This window comes from Saliterribacillus persicus (genome assembly GCF_003337485.1).
Classification (GTDB): domain Bacteria; phylum Bacillota; class Bacilli; order Bacillales; family Amphibacillaceae; genus Saliterribacillus; species Saliterribacillus persicus.
The window spans coordinates 23,818-39,228 of sequence record NZ_QPJJ01000024.1 but is presented as its reverse complement, the minus strand read 5'-3'; the positions used below and the strand labels follow the sequence as shown (position 1 = coordinate 39,228).

General features: G+C 33.4%; 16 protein-coding genes and 2 rRNA genes. 15 read left to right on the top strand and 3 right to left on the bottom strand.

Annotated features, from left to right (window positions below):
• Nucleotides 1-92: ribosomal RNA gene (locus tag DFR57_RS17665) — 23S ribosomal RNA — on the top strand; the annotation flags it as partial.
• Between the two features lie 66 nt (nucleotides 93-158).
• A 5S ribosomal RNA gene (gene rrf / locus DFR57_RS17660) occupies nucleotides 159-275 on the top strand.
• A gap of 55 nt (nucleotides 276-330) precedes the next feature.
• Here the strand turns inward: rrf and DFR57_RS17655 are convergent.
• Nucleotides 331-1,593, bottom strand: a complete 1,263-nt coding sequence (locus tag DFR57_RS17655; RefSeq protein WP_114354547.1) for a BaiN/RdsA family NAD(P)/FAD-dependent oxidoreductase — start codon at nucleotides 1,591-1,593, stop codon at nucleotides 331-333.
• Between the two features lie 170 nt (nucleotides 1,594-1,763).
• Between DFR57_RS17655 and DFR57_RS17650 the strand changes: the two genes are divergently transcribed.
• Together DFR57_RS17650 and DFR57_RS17645 are read left to right on the top strand one after the other, a co-directional pair.
• Nucleotides 1,764-3,383: a putative polysaccharide biosynthesis protein gene (locus tag DFR57_RS17650; RefSeq protein ID WP_114354546.1), complete on the top strand. Its 1,620-nt coding sequence runs from the start codon at nucleotides 1,764-1,766 to the stop codon at nucleotides 3,381-3,383.
• A 30-nt stretch (nucleotides 3,384-3,413) separates the two neighbouring features.
• A complete protein-coding gene (locus DFR57_RS17645; RefSeq protein ID WP_114354545.1) occupies nucleotides 3,414-4,130 on the top strand; it encodes a pseudouridine synthase in 717 nt (238 codons plus the stop codon).
• Nucleotides 4,131-4,255: 125 nt separating this feature from the next.
• Here the strand turns inward: DFR57_RS17645 and DFR57_RS17640 are convergent, their stop codons facing one another.
• Nucleotides 4,256-4,474, bottom strand: coding sequence for a helix-turn-helix domain-containing protein (locus DFR57_RS17640; RefSeq protein ID WP_114354544.1), 219 nt, complete (start codon nucleotides 4,472-4,474; stop codon nucleotides 4,256-4,258).
• A 176-nt stretch (nucleotides 4,475-4,650) separates the two neighbouring features.
• On the opposite strand from DFR57_RS17640, the gene thpR reads away from it, so the two are divergent.
• The 4 genes from thpR (at nucleotide 4,651) to trmB (ending at nucleotide 7,848) form a co-directional block, all read left to right on the top strand.
• Nucleotides 4,651-5,211 carry an RNA 2',3'-cyclic phosphodiesterase gene (thpR, locus tag DFR57_RS17635; RefSeq protein ID WP_114354543.1) on the top strand — a complete coding sequence of 187 codons (561 nt, stop codon included), beginning with the start codon at nucleotides 4,651-4,653 and terminating at the stop codon, nucleotides 5,209-5,211.
• A 9-nt stretch (nucleotides 5,212-5,220) separates the two neighbouring features.
• Complete coding sequence (locus DFR57_RS17630; RefSeq protein ID WP_114354542.1) at nucleotides 5,221-6,132, top strand: nuclease-related domain-containing protein; 912 nt, start codon at nucleotides 5,221-5,223, stop codon at nucleotides 6,130-6,132.
• A gap of 149 nt (nucleotides 6,133-6,281) precedes the next feature.
• Nucleotides 6,282-7,088 carry a phosphotransferase family protein gene (locus tag DFR57_RS17625; protein WP_114354541.1) on the top strand — a complete coding sequence of 269 codons (807 nt, stop codon included), beginning with the start codon at nucleotides 6,282-6,284 and terminating at the stop codon, nucleotides 7,086-7,088.
• 121 nt (nucleotides 7,089-7,209) lie between these two features.
• A complete protein-coding gene (trmB, locus tag DFR57_RS17620) occupies nucleotides 7,210-7,848 on the top strand; it encodes a tRNA (guanosine(46)-N7)-methyltransferase TrmB (RefSeq protein WP_114354540.1) in 639 nt (212 codons plus the stop codon).
• 162 nt (nucleotides 7,849-8,010) lie between these two features.
• Here the strand turns inward: trmB and DFR57_RS17615 are convergent, their stop codons facing one another.
• The gene (locus DFR57_RS17615) at nucleotides 8,011-8,325 is read right to left on the bottom strand and encodes a PepSY domain-containing protein (RefSeq protein ID WP_114354539.1); all 315 of its coding nucleotides are present in this window, start codon (nucleotides 8,323-8,325) and stop codon (nucleotides 8,011-8,013) included.
• Nucleotides 8,326-8,464: 139 nt separating this feature from the next.
• Here DFR57_RS17615 and DFR57_RS17610 point away from each other — a divergent pair, with 139 nt between their 5' ends.
• From DFR57_RS17610 to DFR57_RS17580, 7 genes are all read left to right on the top strand, one after another.
• Complete coding sequence (locus DFR57_RS17610) at nucleotides 8,465-9,526, top strand: M42 family metallopeptidase (protein ID WP_114354538.1); 1,062 nt, start codon at nucleotides 8,465-8,467, stop codon at nucleotides 9,524-9,526.
• 18 nt (nucleotides 9,527-9,544) lie between these two features.
• Nucleotides 9,545-10,060 (top strand): DUF84 family protein, encoded by a 516-nt coding sequence (locus tag DFR57_RS17605; protein ID WP_114354537.1) that lies wholly within the window; start codon nucleotides 9,545-9,547, stop codon nucleotides 10,058-10,060.
• An 87-nt stretch (nucleotides 10,061-10,147) separates the two neighbouring features.
• Nucleotides 10,148-10,669 (top strand): hypothetical protein, encoded by a 522-nt coding sequence (locus DFR57_RS17600; RefSeq protein WP_114354536.1) that lies wholly within the window; start codon nucleotides 10,148-10,150, stop codon nucleotides 10,667-10,669.
• 31 nt (nucleotides 10,670-10,700) lie between these two features.
• Nucleotides 10,701-11,018, top strand: a complete 318-nt coding sequence (locus tag DFR57_RS17595) for a thioredoxin family protein (protein WP_114354535.1) — start codon at nucleotides 10,701-10,703, stop codon at nucleotides 11,016-11,018.
• 214 nt (nucleotides 11,019-11,232) lie between these two features.
• Nucleotides 11,233-12,036 carry a DUF1444 domain-containing protein gene (locus DFR57_RS17590; protein WP_114354534.1) on the top strand — a complete coding sequence of 268 codons (804 nt, stop codon included), beginning with the start codon at nucleotides 11,233-11,235 and terminating at the stop codon, nucleotides 12,034-12,036.
• 18 nt (nucleotides 12,037-12,054) lie between these two features.
• Entirely contained in the window at nucleotides 12,055-12,660 is a 606-nt protein-coding gene (gene ytpR, locus DFR57_RS17585) for a YtpR family tRNA-binding protein (RefSeq protein WP_114354533.1), read from the top strand.
• 252 nt (nucleotides 12,661-12,912) lie between these two features.
• Nucleotides 12,913-15,114, top strand: a complete 2,202-nt coding sequence (locus DFR57_RS17580; RefSeq protein WP_114354532.1) for a DNA translocase FtsK — start codon at nucleotides 12,913-12,915, stop codon at nucleotides 15,112-15,114.
• The last annotated feature ends 297 nt before the right edge of the window (nucleotides 15,115-15,411 follow it).

The window sequence follows — 15,411 nt, the reverse complement described above, 5'->3', positions numbered from 1 at the left end:
ATCCCTCAGAGACGATGAGGTAGATAGGTTCGAGGTGGAAGCGTGGCGACACGTGTAGCTGACGAATACTAATCGATCGAGGACTTAACTAAACACAAAATGTTTGATTGTCATACACCTTATCTAGTTTTGAAGGTATATTCCTTCAATATACATAGTCTGGTAGCAATAGCGAAGAGGTCACACCTGTTCCCATGCCGAACACAGTAGTTAAGCTCTTCAGCGCCCATGGTAGTTGGGGCTTGCGCCCCTGCGAGAGTAGGACGTTGCCAGGCAAATAAAAAAATCCTTAATCATTTTTTGATTAAGGATTTTTTTGTGTATTTCTATTTATTTATAAAGTGCTTCCCAGGCAGCATTCATTCCACTAACTCTACCAGTTACCATTGCTGCAGTGATATTATATCCGCCTGTATATCCATGAATATCAATTATTTCCCCACAGAAGTATAAACGAGGCATTATTTTGGATTGCATGGACGTTGGAACAATTTCTTTGGTCGAAACGCCGCCACCAGTTACAAATGCTTTTTCAATTGGAAGATTTCCATGCACGTAAAATGAGAAATGCTTAAGGTCATGAATAAAGCTTCTAAATGCCTGTAAAGATAAATTTGCAGCATTAGTATGAATATCAATCTCATTCTTTTCTAAAAGGAAATGAAGGTATCGCTCTGGAATAATTCCTTTTAAAATATTTTTAATAGCTTTTTTAGGTTGATCATTAATATGCTTTAAATAAAGGTCATATAGCTCGTTTTCTTTTTTATCTGGTATTGTATCAATTTCTACTTTCACTGCGTCATTACCCGCTAAAAATTCTTTTACAACGTACTGCGAACATCTTAAAACTGCAGGGCCAGAAATTCCGAAATGTGTGAAAATCATGTCCATTCGATGGGTGATTATTTTTTTGTTCTTCTGATTTAATACGCTAAGTGAAGCATCTCTTAGAGATAACCCCTGTAATTCTTTTTCTTTAATAAACTTTTCATTGGACTTTAAAGGAACTTCAGTTGGATATAGCGTGGTAATAGTGTGCCCAGCTTTTTTCGCCCACTTATAACCATCACCAGTAGACCCGGTATGTGGGACCGCTTTTCCACCAACAGCCAATACAATGGCTGTGGATTTTATTCTATCCGATGATTTCAGTATGATCTCATGATTAGTCTCACCATAGTTTATCGCTGCAACTGGCTCATTTAATCTTATCGTTACATTTAATTGTTGTAGTTTATTAATAAGCGCTTCTACCACATCCTGTGCTTTATTACTAGCTGGAAACATTCGTCCATGATCTTCTTCTTTTAGTTTTACTCCCATTTCTTCAAAAAAATCAATAATATCGTAATTATTAAAAATAGAAAATGCACTATAAAGAAATTTACCATTTCCAGGAATATGCTTTATTATTTCTGATTCAGGAAGACGGTTAGTAACATTACATCTCCCCCCACCGGATATTGCTAACTTTTTCCCGAGCTTATTTCCTTTATCTATCAGTAAGGTTTTGGCACCTTGCTCGGCAGCAGAAATAGCTGACATCAAACCCGCAGGACCTCCACCAATAACAGTTACATCAAATTGCAAACTGATCTTCCTTTCTATTGAAACAAGAAATTTAAACGTAAAGTTAATTATATAGAATCTTCCTCTATAAATCGACTATTTTCATGTTATCTTCCCTCGAAAAACATCATAAAAAACAATATTATGGTAAAATAAGAACGTTACATAAAATGAAGAATTTAGGTGGAACTATGTCAGCAAATATTTTACGAGGAACCCTGTTGTTAACAGGTGCAAGTTTTTTATCAAAATTACTAGGAATGCTTTATGTCATTCCTTTTGAAAATATAGTAAAAGAAGAAGGAATGGCGCTATATTCCTTTGCCTATGTACCTTATACAATATTTTTAAGTATATCAACTATAGGAATACCACTCGCTGTTTCAAAATTTGTATCGAAATATAATGCGATTGATGATTATTATACGAGTAAACGAATGTTTCAATCAGGAATAATATTAATGTTTTGTACAGGTTTTTTAGCATTTCTGATTATGTTTTTTGGAGCAGAGACGATTGCTAGATGGACTATTGCTGAATCAAATAAAAATTTTTCAATACTTGATGCGAAACAAGTGATACAGATGGTTAGCTTTTCCTTATTAATTATACCCGGAATGGCTGTTGTACGTGGTTTTTTTCAAGGTAATCAATCAATGGGTCCTACTGCCATTTCCCAAGTTGTTGAGCAAATTGCGCGTATCATTTTTTTATTAGTTGCGGTTTTTATTATTGTGGTCCTTTTAGATGGTTCTATTACAACAGCTGTAGGATTTGCTACATTCTCTGCATTTATCGGCGGTATCGCGTCGTGGATTGTCTTAGGTATCTATTGGAAACAAAGAAAACAATATATTAATGAAAAAATTGAGCAGCAAAAAAGAAAAGAGTACATCCCGACTAAGACATTATTTAAGGAGCTTTTAAGTTATGCAGGACCTTTTGTGTTAGTTGGAATTGCTATTCCGTTGTATCAAATTATTGACCAATTTACGTATAGTCATGCGATGGCATCAGTTGGATTAGGTGACATTTGGGAAATTGCTTATTCTAGCTTTAATATGCAAGGACATAAATTAGTTATTATTCCAGTAACGGTAGCTACTGGTCTTTCCCTTGCACTGGTACCAGAAATAACAAAATCTTTTAACATAAGTAACAAAACGCAGCTTACACAACAAATTAATCAAGCATTTCAAATTATTTTATTTTTTGTGCTGCCTGCTATTGTAGGGTTAATGTTACTTTCATATCCTGCATATGGTGCATTATTTGGTTTAGAAACTATTGCTATTTCTGGACCATTACTAACGTGGTACGCACCTGTAGCATTGTTTTTTGCTTTATTTACAGTAAGTGCAGCCATATTACAAGGAATAGAAAAGCAACGATTCACATTAATTAGTTTATCTGCCGGAATTCTCTTGAAAATATTATTTAATACTTTATTTATTCAAACGTTTGGTGCAAATGGTGCAATAATCGCGACTATGCTTGGCACGCTAGTAGCAGTAAGCTTAAATTTATGGAAAATCAAATCATCTATAAATTTCTCTTATAAACAAACGATTAAAAGAGGAATACTGATGCTGATTTTCACTAGCTTTATGGCACTCGTTATTGTTATCGTTAAATGGGTATTAGGCTTCTGGATAAGTTATGATGAAAGTAGATTACATGCGTTAACCTACCTGCTTTTAGGAGTTGGTATCGGGGGTATGACGTATTTATGGTTAGGGTATGCTTCTACCTTATTTGAACGCGTGGTGGATAGAAAAATAGGCTTTTTAGATCGAATCTTTAGAAGATAGTATTTATTAGAAAGTAAGTGGGTGAAGTACATGCGGTTAGATAAATTTTTAAGCAATATGGGCTTGGGAAGTAGAAAAGATGTGAAATCTTTTATTAAAAAGGGGCGCGTGAGAATAAATAATCACGTAAATAAAAAAGTCGATACACAAATTGATCCAAATAAAGATGAGGTACTTCTTGATCAGGAAAAAGTAGAATATGAACCCTATATTTATTTAATGATGCATAAGCCTGGAGGTTATGTTACAGCAACAAAGGATAACCATGATAAAACTGTAGTAGATTTATTGCAGGAAGAAGATAAAGTATTATCACCTTTTCCGGTAGGGAGATTAGATAAGGATACAGAAGGTCTGTTATTACTTACGAATGATGGACCGCTCGCACATCAATTATTATCTCCGAAAAAAAATATAAAAAAGAAATATTTTGCTAAAATTGACGGAGTTGTTACGGAGAAAGATGTGGAGGCTTTTAAAACAGGAGTTAATATTGGTGAAGGGTATATTACAAAGCCAGCTGATTTAAACATCTTAGAAAGTGGTGAGGTGTCCTCGATAGAAATAGCTATTACAGAAGGGAAATTCCATCAAGTTAAACGGATGTTTGAAGCTGTAGATAAAAAAGTTATCTATTTAAAAAGGCTAGGAATGGGTAAGTTAAAATTGGATGATAATTTAGAGTTAGGTCATTATCGCAGGTTAACTGAGCAGGAAAAAGCAATTTTAAACATAAACAATGGATGAGTTTTGAAAAAAATAGCGGAAAGAAAACACGATACCAAACTCGTATCGTGTTCAAATTATTTTCTATTTTGATTAGTAAAATTCAGCTGCGATTTTTAATGGTTAAGTTTGCTTCTTTGTCTATATCAAGATATCCTTACTTTCTTTTCGGTGATTTTCCACTCTCCGCGGTTTGGGCTATTAACGAGTCCATTATAGGCGAGTAAATGTAAGTCTCGCTGAACGGTTCGATCGGTAATTCCAAATTCTTCTGCTATCTCGCGAGTCGTCGCACCATCATTTTCTTTTATAAAAAGATAGACTGCTTTGGCGCGAGTTAACATACGGGTGGTTGATTGACTCAAAAAATCACTCCTTCTTATTTATCGAAGAACAATTGATGAAGCAAAATATCCAGTTGATACTTCCATTTTACACCTTTTAAACCAATTAGGCTAGAATATAAATCTAAATTTACAGATAATTAATAATCCAATTCTCAAGTAAATCAGATTATCAATTATAAAGTAGGTGAATTTATATGGATGCACATTATTTTATAGCCATTTCTTTAGATTCTAAAACAAAAGAATGGCTGAAAAGAATTCAATCAAATCTTTATCATAACAAATCGCTCCTATATAAAGTATGGCCGCATGAAGAGGATTTCCATATTACGCTTCATTTTTTTGGTTCCCTTGCTAAAAGGGAAGTGGTTATGGTAGTAAAAGAAATGGAACGGTTCAAAGCTTTTGAAGCCTTCCCTATAACTATTGGCCAACTTCGGTATTTTGGAAATAAAGAAAAACCAAGAGTGATTTGGATTGATGTAGAAAAAAAGCAAGAGTTAATAAATATATATGAAGAAGTAAATAACATAGTAGAAATAGTGAATAAAAAAACGGAAAAACGAAGCTATTCTCCTCATATTACGCTTGCAAAAAAATGGGCTTCAACGGAGAACGCTAAAGAATCCATAGAAATAGCCGTTAATAATAACAAAGAGATTAAAAATATTGAAATCAATAAAATTGCGTTGTTTAAAATAAATCCTAATTCCACACCAAAATATGAAATTACTAAAATGGTGGAATTTAAATGAGGTGACATCTTGGTTCAACTAATAAAATTAGAAAATTATATTTCTAGATATGAAAAGGATATATACCACTATCCAAGTCAATTTACGAGATTAAAGCAGGAAAATTGGAAGAGATTAAAAAGTGCTTGGGAATTTCAAAATCAACAGTTTTTAGAGACCGATAATATGGAAGAGGAAACAGCAGAAAATAATTTTTTTAACTGGCGCTCCTTCTTTAAAAAAAGAGAAGAAATTGAAGAAGAGAAAGTGACGGAAGAAGATGTTCTACCGCAAACAGAAGAAGAGTTAAAACAGTATTTTTTAGATACTTTATTGCCGTTTCAATTAAAGTGGGCCTCAACGACGATAAGTGAAATGTCATTTCTGGATAGAACCTATTATCAAGAACCATTATTAAAATACTTCTTACAGCGATTTCCGGACACCTTTTTATTAATGTATAATCCAGTTTTTGATTTAAAAAATAGCCCGATGGAAGCTGATATTATATTAATAAGTCCACTAGGAATAGAGATTATTCGTGTATTTGAATGGGAGGATAACCAACTACTAATTGCTGGTGATGATCGAACTTGGTATAAAGAAGAAAATCAGATTCAATCAAAAATCTTTAGTCCTTTGCTCTCATTGAAGAGAACAGAAAAAATACTAAAAAGTATTTTCAAAAAACACGATTTAGACTTTCCGGTCACAAAAGTTGTGTTAACCCGTAAAAATAAAATTGAATTTGGTGCAGAACCCTATCAAACTAAATATATAGATATAGATAGTCATGATCGTTGGTTAATGGAGAAAAGAAGTATCTCTTCACCGTTAAAGCATCGACAACTTAAAGTGGCGGATTATATCCTTAGATATGTAGAAACGAAAGCCATGAAAAGACCAGAGTGGGACCAACAGGATCAAACAGAAACATTTTAATTTTAAATAAAACAAATTTTCTCTTGAAATATAACCCTATTTTAAGTTAATCTATTAGTACGATTCTTTTTTTATAGATTTATAGAATTCTCTAAAAAAGATAATGAACGGAATCAATCATCAAGATTAAAAGTTAGAGGGTGACAGCTGTGGAACACATTTTAGGTGATGACTGGAAAATAATACCTGCAGGCGGTTCGACTGGGGCTGCTTATTATGCGCAGTCGGAACAAAAGCAATTATTTTTAAAACGAAATTCCTCACCATTTTTAGCAGTACTGTCCGCCCAAGGTATTGTTCCTAAGCTAGTATGGACAAAACGCTTAGAAAATGGTGATGTAGTAACAGCACAACAATGGTTAGATGGAAAAGCGCTTAATCCTGAAGAAATGCAGCACCCAGAGGTGGCGAAACTGTTAAGTAAAATCCATCACTCTACTGAATTGCTAGATATGCTTTTACGAATAGATAGAAGACCTATTCAGGCATCACATTTATTATTTAAAACAAAAAATAAGATTGCTGAACATACGAACAGCTATACTCCTATAGAAATATATCAAGCTTCAAAATACTTAGAGCAGCATGTTTCTGAAATGGTTTGTGAGAAGCAAGTAGTATGTCATTGCGATCTAGATCACCATAATTGGATGCTTTCTAATAATGGTGAACTTTATTTGATTGATTGGGATAATGCTCGTGTAGGGGATCCTGCAATGGATATTGGAAGAATTTTGCATTCTTATATTCCGATGAGCGAATGGGAAGATTGGTTGGACCATTATGGAATGGAAAAATCTCCACAACTTATTAGAAGAATGTATTGGTATCTATTAATAGCTGCCGTTGACAATTATATTTGGTATCAAAAACGTAACAGAATGGAAGAAGCATACTCTCAAAGAATGGAAATTAAACAGTTATTAGCGCATATTGATTCAGACGTTAATATATAGTTGAAATCCTAAGTAATTTAAGAGAAAAAATAACGAATCATTTAATACATTTATCTATTTTAGAAGAACTGTTTAGGGCAGTTCTTCTATTTCATTCTATAACAGTAAAAGGAGTTTAGTTATGCGAACACGTCATAAACCATGGGCAGATGATTATCTGAAAGAAAATAAACATATTGTCGAATTGGAACCAGTTTCAAAGCATAAGCGTTGGAAAGATAATTTTTCAGAAGCTCAACCCATCCATTTAGAAATTGGAACAGGAAAAGGGCAATTTATATGCGGAATGGCAAAGCAATACCCAAACGTTAACTTCGTCGGAATAGAAGTAGTAAAAAGTATTATTGTCAGTGCCGTCCAAAAAGTAAAAGATGAAGATGTAAATAATGTGAAATTAATAAATGAAGACGCAAAAGATTTAAGAGAAATGTTTTCGGAAAATGAAATAGACCACATTTATTTGAATTTTTCGGATCCATGGCCTAAAAACCGTCATGAAAAGAGAAGATTAACTTACTCTACCTTTTTAGAGCAGTATAAAACTATTTTAAAAGAAAATGGTAAAGTGACGCTTAAAACAGATAACCAATCTTTATTTGAGTATTCATTGGTTAGCTTTTCTAATTTTGGCATGGTGCTTGAAGAAGTAACGTTAGATTTACATGAAATAGAAGATTCTACAAATGTCATGACAGAGTATGAAGAAAAGTTTTCAGCTAAAGGACAGCCTATTTATAGATGTGTTGCACGATTTGTATGAGGGCATTAAGTTCTTAATAGTAGGAAATAAGTTAAATTTAAAATAAAAATAGAGCGTAGTCTTAAAGAAGATACTTGTTATTACAAGTGCCATTCTAAAGGACTACGCTTTTTATTTAACTATGTATCGCCTTATAAACAGTATGAAATTAACTCTATATGGTTATGCTGTTTTTTTAACTTCTAAGATGGTACCTGACTTTGCATCAAGATAAAATTCTATGCTTTCTTGAGAATCTGTTGAATGTTTTGTGATTCCCCCACGATATACCAGATATTCTAATCCATGACGATTAATTTTTTCTGCTTTCATATAGATCCATGAACCACTTACGGGACCTTGCTTTTTAAAGAGTTCTCGAGCATTTTTAAGTGCTTTTTCTGGCTTCACTAATGTGTCTTTATCTGCATATTCGCTGATAAGAAAACCAGCAATAACACCAAGACCTGCAGCTAGAATTACTTTATTGTATTTCATTATTTCACCCCATTAACATAATTTACAACTTTCTTAGCTATTATATTTTCTCTTTATATAATAACATCTTTTCCTTTATAGTATAGCGAAATATAGGTAAAATAGAAAATAAGATTGAATAAAACAGGAGGATATTTACATGAATCAAGAAACATTAGCTTTATTCAAGACTTTAACCGAGCTACCTGGAGCACCAGGAGACGAGTCAAAAGTACGTGATTTTATGAAACAAGAATTAAATAAATATGCTGATGAAATGATAGAAGACCGTCTAGGTGGAGTTTTTGGTGTGAAAAAAGGAAAAGGACCAAAAGTGATGGTTGCAGGTCATATGGATGAAGTTGCTTTTATGGTAACGCAAATAACTGAAAATGGCATGCTTCGATTTCAACCTTTAGGAGGTTGGTGGTCACAAGTATTATTATCACAACGTGTTGAAATTAAAACAAAAAAAGATTCTATCATTGGAGTTATTGGTTCTATTCCTCCTCATAATTTGACAGAGGCACAACGTAAAAAACCGATGGAACAAAAAAATATGTTAATTGATGTTGGTGCTGATGATAAAGAAGATGTACTTAAAATGGGCATTCGACCCGGGGATTCGATAATTCCAGTTTCGCCTTTTACACCGATGGCTAATGAGAAAAAAATATTGGCAAAAGCATGGGATAATCGCTATGGTTGTGGATTAGCTATAGAACTCTTAAAGGAATTGCAAAATGAGACATTACCTAATCAACTATATTCTGGTGCAACCGTACAAGAAGAAGTAGGATTAAGAGGGGCTCAAGTAGCTGCTAATATGATTGAGCCTGATATTTTTTATGCGTTAGACGCTTCACCTGCTAACGATATGTCTGGTGATAAAAATGAATTTGGACAATTAGGTAAAGGAGCTCTTCTTCGTATCTTTGATCGCTCTATGATTACAGATCATGGAATGAAAGAATTTTTATTAGATACTGCAGAATCGAATAATATTCCATATCAATACTTTATCTCACAGGGAGGAACAGACGCTGGACGAGTTCACATTTCTAATCAAGGGGTACCTTCTGCAGTGGTAGGAATTTGTTCAAGATATATTCACACCCACGCTTCGATCATTCATATAGATGATTATGCAGCAGCAAAGCATTTGATAACAGAGCTTGTTAAAAATACAGATCAGTCGACCCTTCAATCGATTCGAAAATAGTGAAAAGGATGGATGAAGATGGATATCATCATTGGATCTACAAATAAGGCAAAAGTTGCTGCTGTTTCAGAAGTTTTTCCATCTGATAAAGTAGAAAGTATAAAAACGGAATCTAATGTAAGCTCTCAACCTATATCAGACTTGGAAACTAAAAAAGGAGCAATTAATCGCGCAATAGCAAGCTATGAATATAAACCAGGCTCGTTAGGTATTGGTCTTGAAGGTGGGATAATGGAAATAGAAAAGCAAACCTTTTTGATAAACTGGGGAGCAATATATGCTGGTGAAAAAAAACTTTTTGTCGCGAGTGGCGCAAGAATACCTCTACCTGAATTTATTGCTGAAAAATTACATGAAGGAAAAGAATTAGGGGATATTATGGATGAATTCACCAAAGAAAAGAACATTCGGCACCATGCTGGTGCAATTGGGATATTCACGAATAACATAGTAAAGCGCAAGGATATGTTTGAACACGTCATAAAACTAGCATATGGCCAATATCTATTTTATGGGCAAAAAGATCTATTTTAGAAAGTTATACTTGCATCAAAAGCATTAGAAAGATAAAATATATACTGGGAGTATAAGGGGAATGAATCGCCAGGAGGCTTAAAGACAATGCAGAATAAAATTGGTGTTCCAGTAGTTATCATACTCGTTTTATTTGTCATATATATGACATTCGAGAGTATTAAGCCCTTTGAGGAAGTCATACAAGAGATAGAGACGGATACAGAAGAGGTATTTTTAGAGGAACAACTAGAGACAAATTATGAAGCAGAAAATTTTTCTCTTTTCCTACCAGCTGAATTTGAAGTTGAAGAAGAATCGATAAGCAATTTGATATTAAAAAAAGAGAATCAAACCTATATCCTGTTTTATAACGCTTTAGAGACTGCGACTTCTCGATTAAACTTTGAGGCAGCTTCTCAAATGGAATCACCTCTGTTATTGACATCTTTTTCAGATGATGAGCGATTTGGCTATATAAAAATTGCTCAATTAGAAGAAAAAGAATATCAGCTAGAAATAGGTGTTGGAGGAGTTAAAATTACGACAATAAGTGAAAAAAATCGTTTAGAAAATGATGCTTTAGAGATGATGCAAATGGCTAATTCAATAGCATATACTGACAATTAATGCTATTCTACCGCACAGGAGGGATAAAAAGATGGACTATTTAAAATCAGAGGAAGAATTTAATCAACTTAAACAAGAACACGATATTATATTCTTGTTCTCAGCAAATTGGTGTCCAGATTGCAGAGCAATAGAACCAGTGCTCCCTGAAATAGAGAAGAAATATAATGCTTATACATTTGTCTATGTGGATCGTGATCAATTTATAGATATCTGTATTTCACATGATATTTTTGGTATCCCCAGTTTCTTAGCTTATGATAAAGGCGAAGAAACAGGTAGATTTGTAAGTAAAGCATTTAAGTCACAAGAAGAAATTGAAAAGTTTATAGATAGTTTATCCAAATAATAAAAGATTAGCGTGCTTACTTTTGATGAGAGTACGCTAATCTTTTATTTATATAATGATAATACCTTTTTAAATAGTATAATTTCTTTGAAGATCAAACACATTTAATATAAGTTTTTCCAACAATGAAAAGAATGCCTAATTATTTTTAATTTTGATGGATTCATGATAAAATGAAGAATAGTTGTTTTCTTCCGCAAAGGAGGATTTTTTTATGAAAATGACAAGTATAAAACTAAAAAAGATATTAGACGAGCGTTTTTCGAATAAAGAATACCGAACATCTTTTAATCGTGAAAATGACAGTTATAGAGTGGAGTGGAATGCAACTCAACAAGGAGTGGCAATTAAATTACCTAATGTAATTGGTAAGTACGAGGAACGTGGTGAAAAAGCAATAGACGAACTTGTATATCATGTTACTGAATCTCTAAAAATGATGACAGAGAAATATCACTTAACAGGAAATGAAACGAAGATATTTCCAGTGATTCGAGCTACTTCTTTTCCAAAGAAATCAAAAGCAGGTAATAAATTGATATTCACCAAACACACCGCTGAAACCAATATCTATTATGCAATCGATACTGGTGCGAGCTATCAATTAATTGATGATAAAATGTTGGAAGAAAATGATTGGTCAAAAGAGCGACTAAAAGAAGTGGCTATGTTTAACGTTCGATCGCTAAAGATCGAGCCAAAAAAAGATATAGTAGCTGAAAATGATTTTTATTTTGTAGCAAGTCAAGATGGTTATGACGCCAGTAGAATTTTGAACGAAACCTTCCTAGATGAAATGCTGGTAAACACTAGTGGAGAATTAGCTGTTGCTGTACCTCATCAGGATGTGTTGATCTTAGCTGATATAAAAAATGAAACTGGATATGATATTTTAGCACAGATGACAATGAAATTTTTCGCTGAAGGCAGAGTACCAATTACATCTTTACCATTTATTTATGATGAGAAAAAATTAGAACCTGTTTTTATTTTGGCAAAAAACAAACCGAAAAAATAGCGAGAGGAAGTATGGATAATGCATGTATTTTATAATCAAAAAGGAATTGGTGATGTATTATTAATTCCTATTAAAATTATTGATCGAGATGAAGTTAAGTTTCAAGCCCATCAGGATGTAGTAAAAATAATGGACAAAGGAACTAATGAAGTAGTTGGATATAATATATTTAACGCTTCCCATTATTTTAAAGATTTAGAAACAGGTAAAAACGAATTAACAGAAAATTTTCTTACAAGAATAGAAGAAGTTTTTAGCGAAAATGAACTAAATGAATCGTTAGACGTTGATCTTAGACCTAAGTTCGTTGTAGGTTTTGTAGAGTCAATAGATGCGCATGAAAACGCGGATAAATTACGTGTTTGTCAAGTGGACGTTGGGGACGAAACTCTACAAATCGTATGTGGTGCACCGAATGTGGATGTAGGCCAAAAGGTTGTAGTAGCAAGAGTTGGGGCAATTATGCCGAGTGGAATGGAAATTAAACCAACTCAGCTTCGTGGAGTTGATTCAAATGGTATGATTTGTTCACAAAAAGAATTGGGCATACCAAATGCTCCAAAAGAAAAAGGTATTTATGTATTAGATGAAAACAAAAAAGCTGGAGAGACTTTTCTTTTCTAAGAATCTTTGTCACATGACAAAGATTTTTCTGCTTTTTATTTGGATCAACTCCTCAAATTGCAAAGCTATTTTATATGAAAATGTGGTATAGTTGCCTTTAGAATCTAACTTTTTTTATCGAAAAATACAAATAATGATACTATTTTTAAAATAAAATTTTCAGAGTTCGAGTAAGTACATATATGCTTAAATATTAAAAAATGCAAAAAAGTATTTTTTCTATAAACCAAAGGTTGAATGGAAGTGTGAAATATGTGGAAAGACTTAAAAACAAAAATGAATCGAATATTTGATGAACCGGAGAGAAATCAATTAAATGACAATAGTTCTGTTCGCCCGGAAAAAAAACTTAGGAATACAGTAGAAACAAGAATGCAATATGTATATCCTAAAAACAGCTCACGGAGTGATAATGCAGCTAGAAAAAAGGACGCAAAACATATAAGAAAAGATCGGCGTGTTTGGCAGGAAAATATAAGCACAGATTTTAATCCGCACAGATTCTCGCCTATAAACCAATCTGATTATAAAGAGCAGGAAGAGAAATCTCCACAGACAAACAGGAATATTCCATTTCGGGCTTCTGAGGTGCCGTCCCCTATACATGGTTTCCGGGATAGATTGAAGAAAGAAAACAAGAAAGAATCTATAGAGACGCCAGCTTTTATGCGAAATAAAATAGAATTAAAAGATACAGAAAATCTAAAAAAGGAAAATACCACAATTGAAGAAATCATTCAATCCGAAGAAAAGAACAATAAACCATTATTAAAACAAACGGTAAATAAAAATTCTGGCTATGAAGCCCCTATTACAAAAAACAATAAAATTACAACTAGAAATAAAGAGATGGATAAAAGGAATCAAGAAAAATTAACTTCTAGACAAAACCCAACAGCTTCCTCAGTTACTGATAGAAAGAAAAATACAGGTATCTCGAATGTGCGGATGACTCCCCGAGATAAGAAGAATATGTTTGAGCTTAAAAAAGAAGAAACGATCAAGCAACCAGTAAGAGATGAATCGTTTCCAGTAACAGAGAAAGTAGAAAAAGAACAGAAGATTCCTCTTCACTTATTAAATGATCAGGTGAAAAATGGGGACATGAACGATGGGTGGGTTCAACACCAAATAGAGTTGTTAACAACTACTTTAAAACATTTTAATGTAAATGCTACAGTAGTCGATGCTTTAAAAGGACCATCAGTCACGAGGTTTGAAATTGAACCAGAGCCTGGTGTGAAAGTAAGTAAAATTAAAAATTTAAGTGATGATATTAAATTAAGTTTAGCAGCGAAGGATATTCGAATGGAGGCTCCTATTCCTGGAAAGCACCGCATAGGAATAGAAGTACCTAATCCGTCTTCTGAGCCAGTATTATTACAGCAAATCTTAGAAGAGGATATATTTACTGATGAGCTCTCACCATTAACTGTAGCTTTAGGTCTTGATATTGCAGGTAATCCAATTATCACAGATCTTAAGAAAATGCCTCATGGTTTAATTGCAGGTGCAACTGGATCTGGAAAAAGTGTTTGTATCAATACCATTTTAATAAGCTTATTATATAAAGCAAATCACAAAGATGTAAAATTTTTATTAATTGACCCCAAAATGGTCGAGTTAACACCTTATAACGATTTACCACATCTAGTTTCACCTGTTATTACAGATATTAAAGCTGCTACTAAAGCGCTAAAATGGGCTGTAAATGAAATGGAAGATCGTTATCAAAAATTCGTAGAAGAAGGTACACGAGATATAGAGCGTTATAATCAAAAAATGATAAGTTCAGGACGTGTGGATGAAAAAATGCCTTATCTTGTGATTGTTATTGATGAGTTGGCAGATTTAATGATGATGTCACCACAGGACGTGGAGGATGCCATCTGTCGCATCGCACAAAAAGCAAGAGCATGCGGCATTCACTTATTATTAGCAACTCAGCGACCATCAGTGGATGTTATAACTGGACTTATTAAAGCAAATATTCCAACACGTATTGCGTTTAGTGTTTCCTCACAGGTAGATTCTAGAACCATTCTAGATAGCAGTGGTGCTGAAAAATTACTTGGTAAAGGTGACATGTTATTAATGGAAAACGGGACCAGTACGCTTCAAAGAATTCAAGGTGCATTCGTATCAGATGATGAGATTGAACGGATCACTGCTTATGCTAAGAAAATAGCCCCACCTGAATACTTATTTGAACAGTCGCAGTTACTACAGAAAATAGAGGTAGAGGAAAATACGGATGAGCTATATGAAGAAGCAATTGCATTTGTTTTAGAACAAAATAGTGCCAGCGCTTCTTTATTACAACGTCGTTTTAAAGTTGGCTATAATCGTGCTGCAAGGTTGATCGATATGATGGAAGACAACGGAATAATCACGGGTCAAAATGGAAGTAAACCAAGAGAAGTTCTTGTTTATGAGAGCGATTTTCAGCAATAAATTGCTTCCAAAATAGATTAAAAAGGCATATCAATAAATTTTAACTTGTAGAAAGTGGATAGTTCTTATACTATAAAATAGGATATACTTCCCTATTATTATATTAAAAGGAGCTTCTAAAGCAGTAGCTCTATTATTGATTAAAGTTATCTATTTAAAAATCAAAGAAAAATTTTGTCCGTTAGAAAATGAATGGAGAAATGGAGAAATTGAGTAAGTAACAAACCGTAAGTTTAAATTTATAAACATTTAAGTGAATGTTGGTTTTCAGAGGTTTATTTCTTGAAGATGAAGTAA

What these genes read in the sequence shown, in the direction of transcription:
- DFR57_RS17650 (WP_114354546.1), top strand. Translation starts at nt 1,764, where the DNA reads ATGTCAGCAAATATTTTACGAGGAACCCTGTTGTTAACAGGTGCAAGT.
- DFR57_RS17645 (WP_114354545.1), top strand. Translation starts at nt 3,414, where the DNA reads ATGCGGTTAGATAAATTTTTAAGCAATATGGGCTTGGGAAGTAGAAAA.
- thpR (WP_114354543.1), top strand. Translation starts at nt 4,651, where the DNA reads ATGGATGCACATTATTTTATAGCCATTTCTTTAGATTCTAAAACAAAA.
- trmB (WP_114354540.1), top strand. Translation starts at nt 7,210, where the DNA reads ATGCGAACACGTCATAAACCATGGGCAGATGATTATCTGAAAGAAAAT.
- DFR57_RS17615 (WP_114354539.1), bottom strand. Translation starts at nt 8,325, where the DNA reads ATGAAATACAATAAAGTAATTCTAGCTGCAGGTCTTGGTGTTATTGCT.
- DFR57_RS17610 (WP_114354538.1), top strand. Translation starts at nt 8,465, where the DNA reads ATGAATCAAGAAACATTAGCTTTATTCAAGACTTTAACCGAGCTACCT.
- DFR57_RS17605 (WP_114354537.1), top strand. Translation starts at nt 9,545, where the DNA reads ATGGATATCATCATTGGATCTACAAATAAGGCAAAAGTTGCTGCTGTT.
- DFR57_RS17600 (WP_114354536.1), top strand. Translation starts at nt 10,148, where the DNA reads ATGCAGAATAAAATTGGTGTTCCAGTAGTTATCATACTCGTTTTATTT.
- DFR57_RS17595 (WP_114354535.1), top strand. Translation starts at nt 10,701, where the DNA reads ATGGACTATTTAAAATCAGAGGAAGAATTTAATCAACTTAAACAAGAA.
- DFR57_RS17590 (WP_114354534.1), top strand. Translation starts at nt 11,233, where the DNA reads ATGAAAATGACAAGTATAAAACTAAAAAAGATATTAGACGAGCGTTTT.
- ytpR (WP_114354533.1), top strand. Translation starts at nt 12,055, where the DNA reads ATGCATGTATTTTATAATCAAAAAGGAATTGGTGATGTATTATTAATT.
- DFR57_RS17580 (WP_114354532.1), top strand. Translation starts at nt 12,913, where the DNA reads ATGTGGAAAGACTTAAAAACAAAAATGAATCGAATATTTGATGAACCG.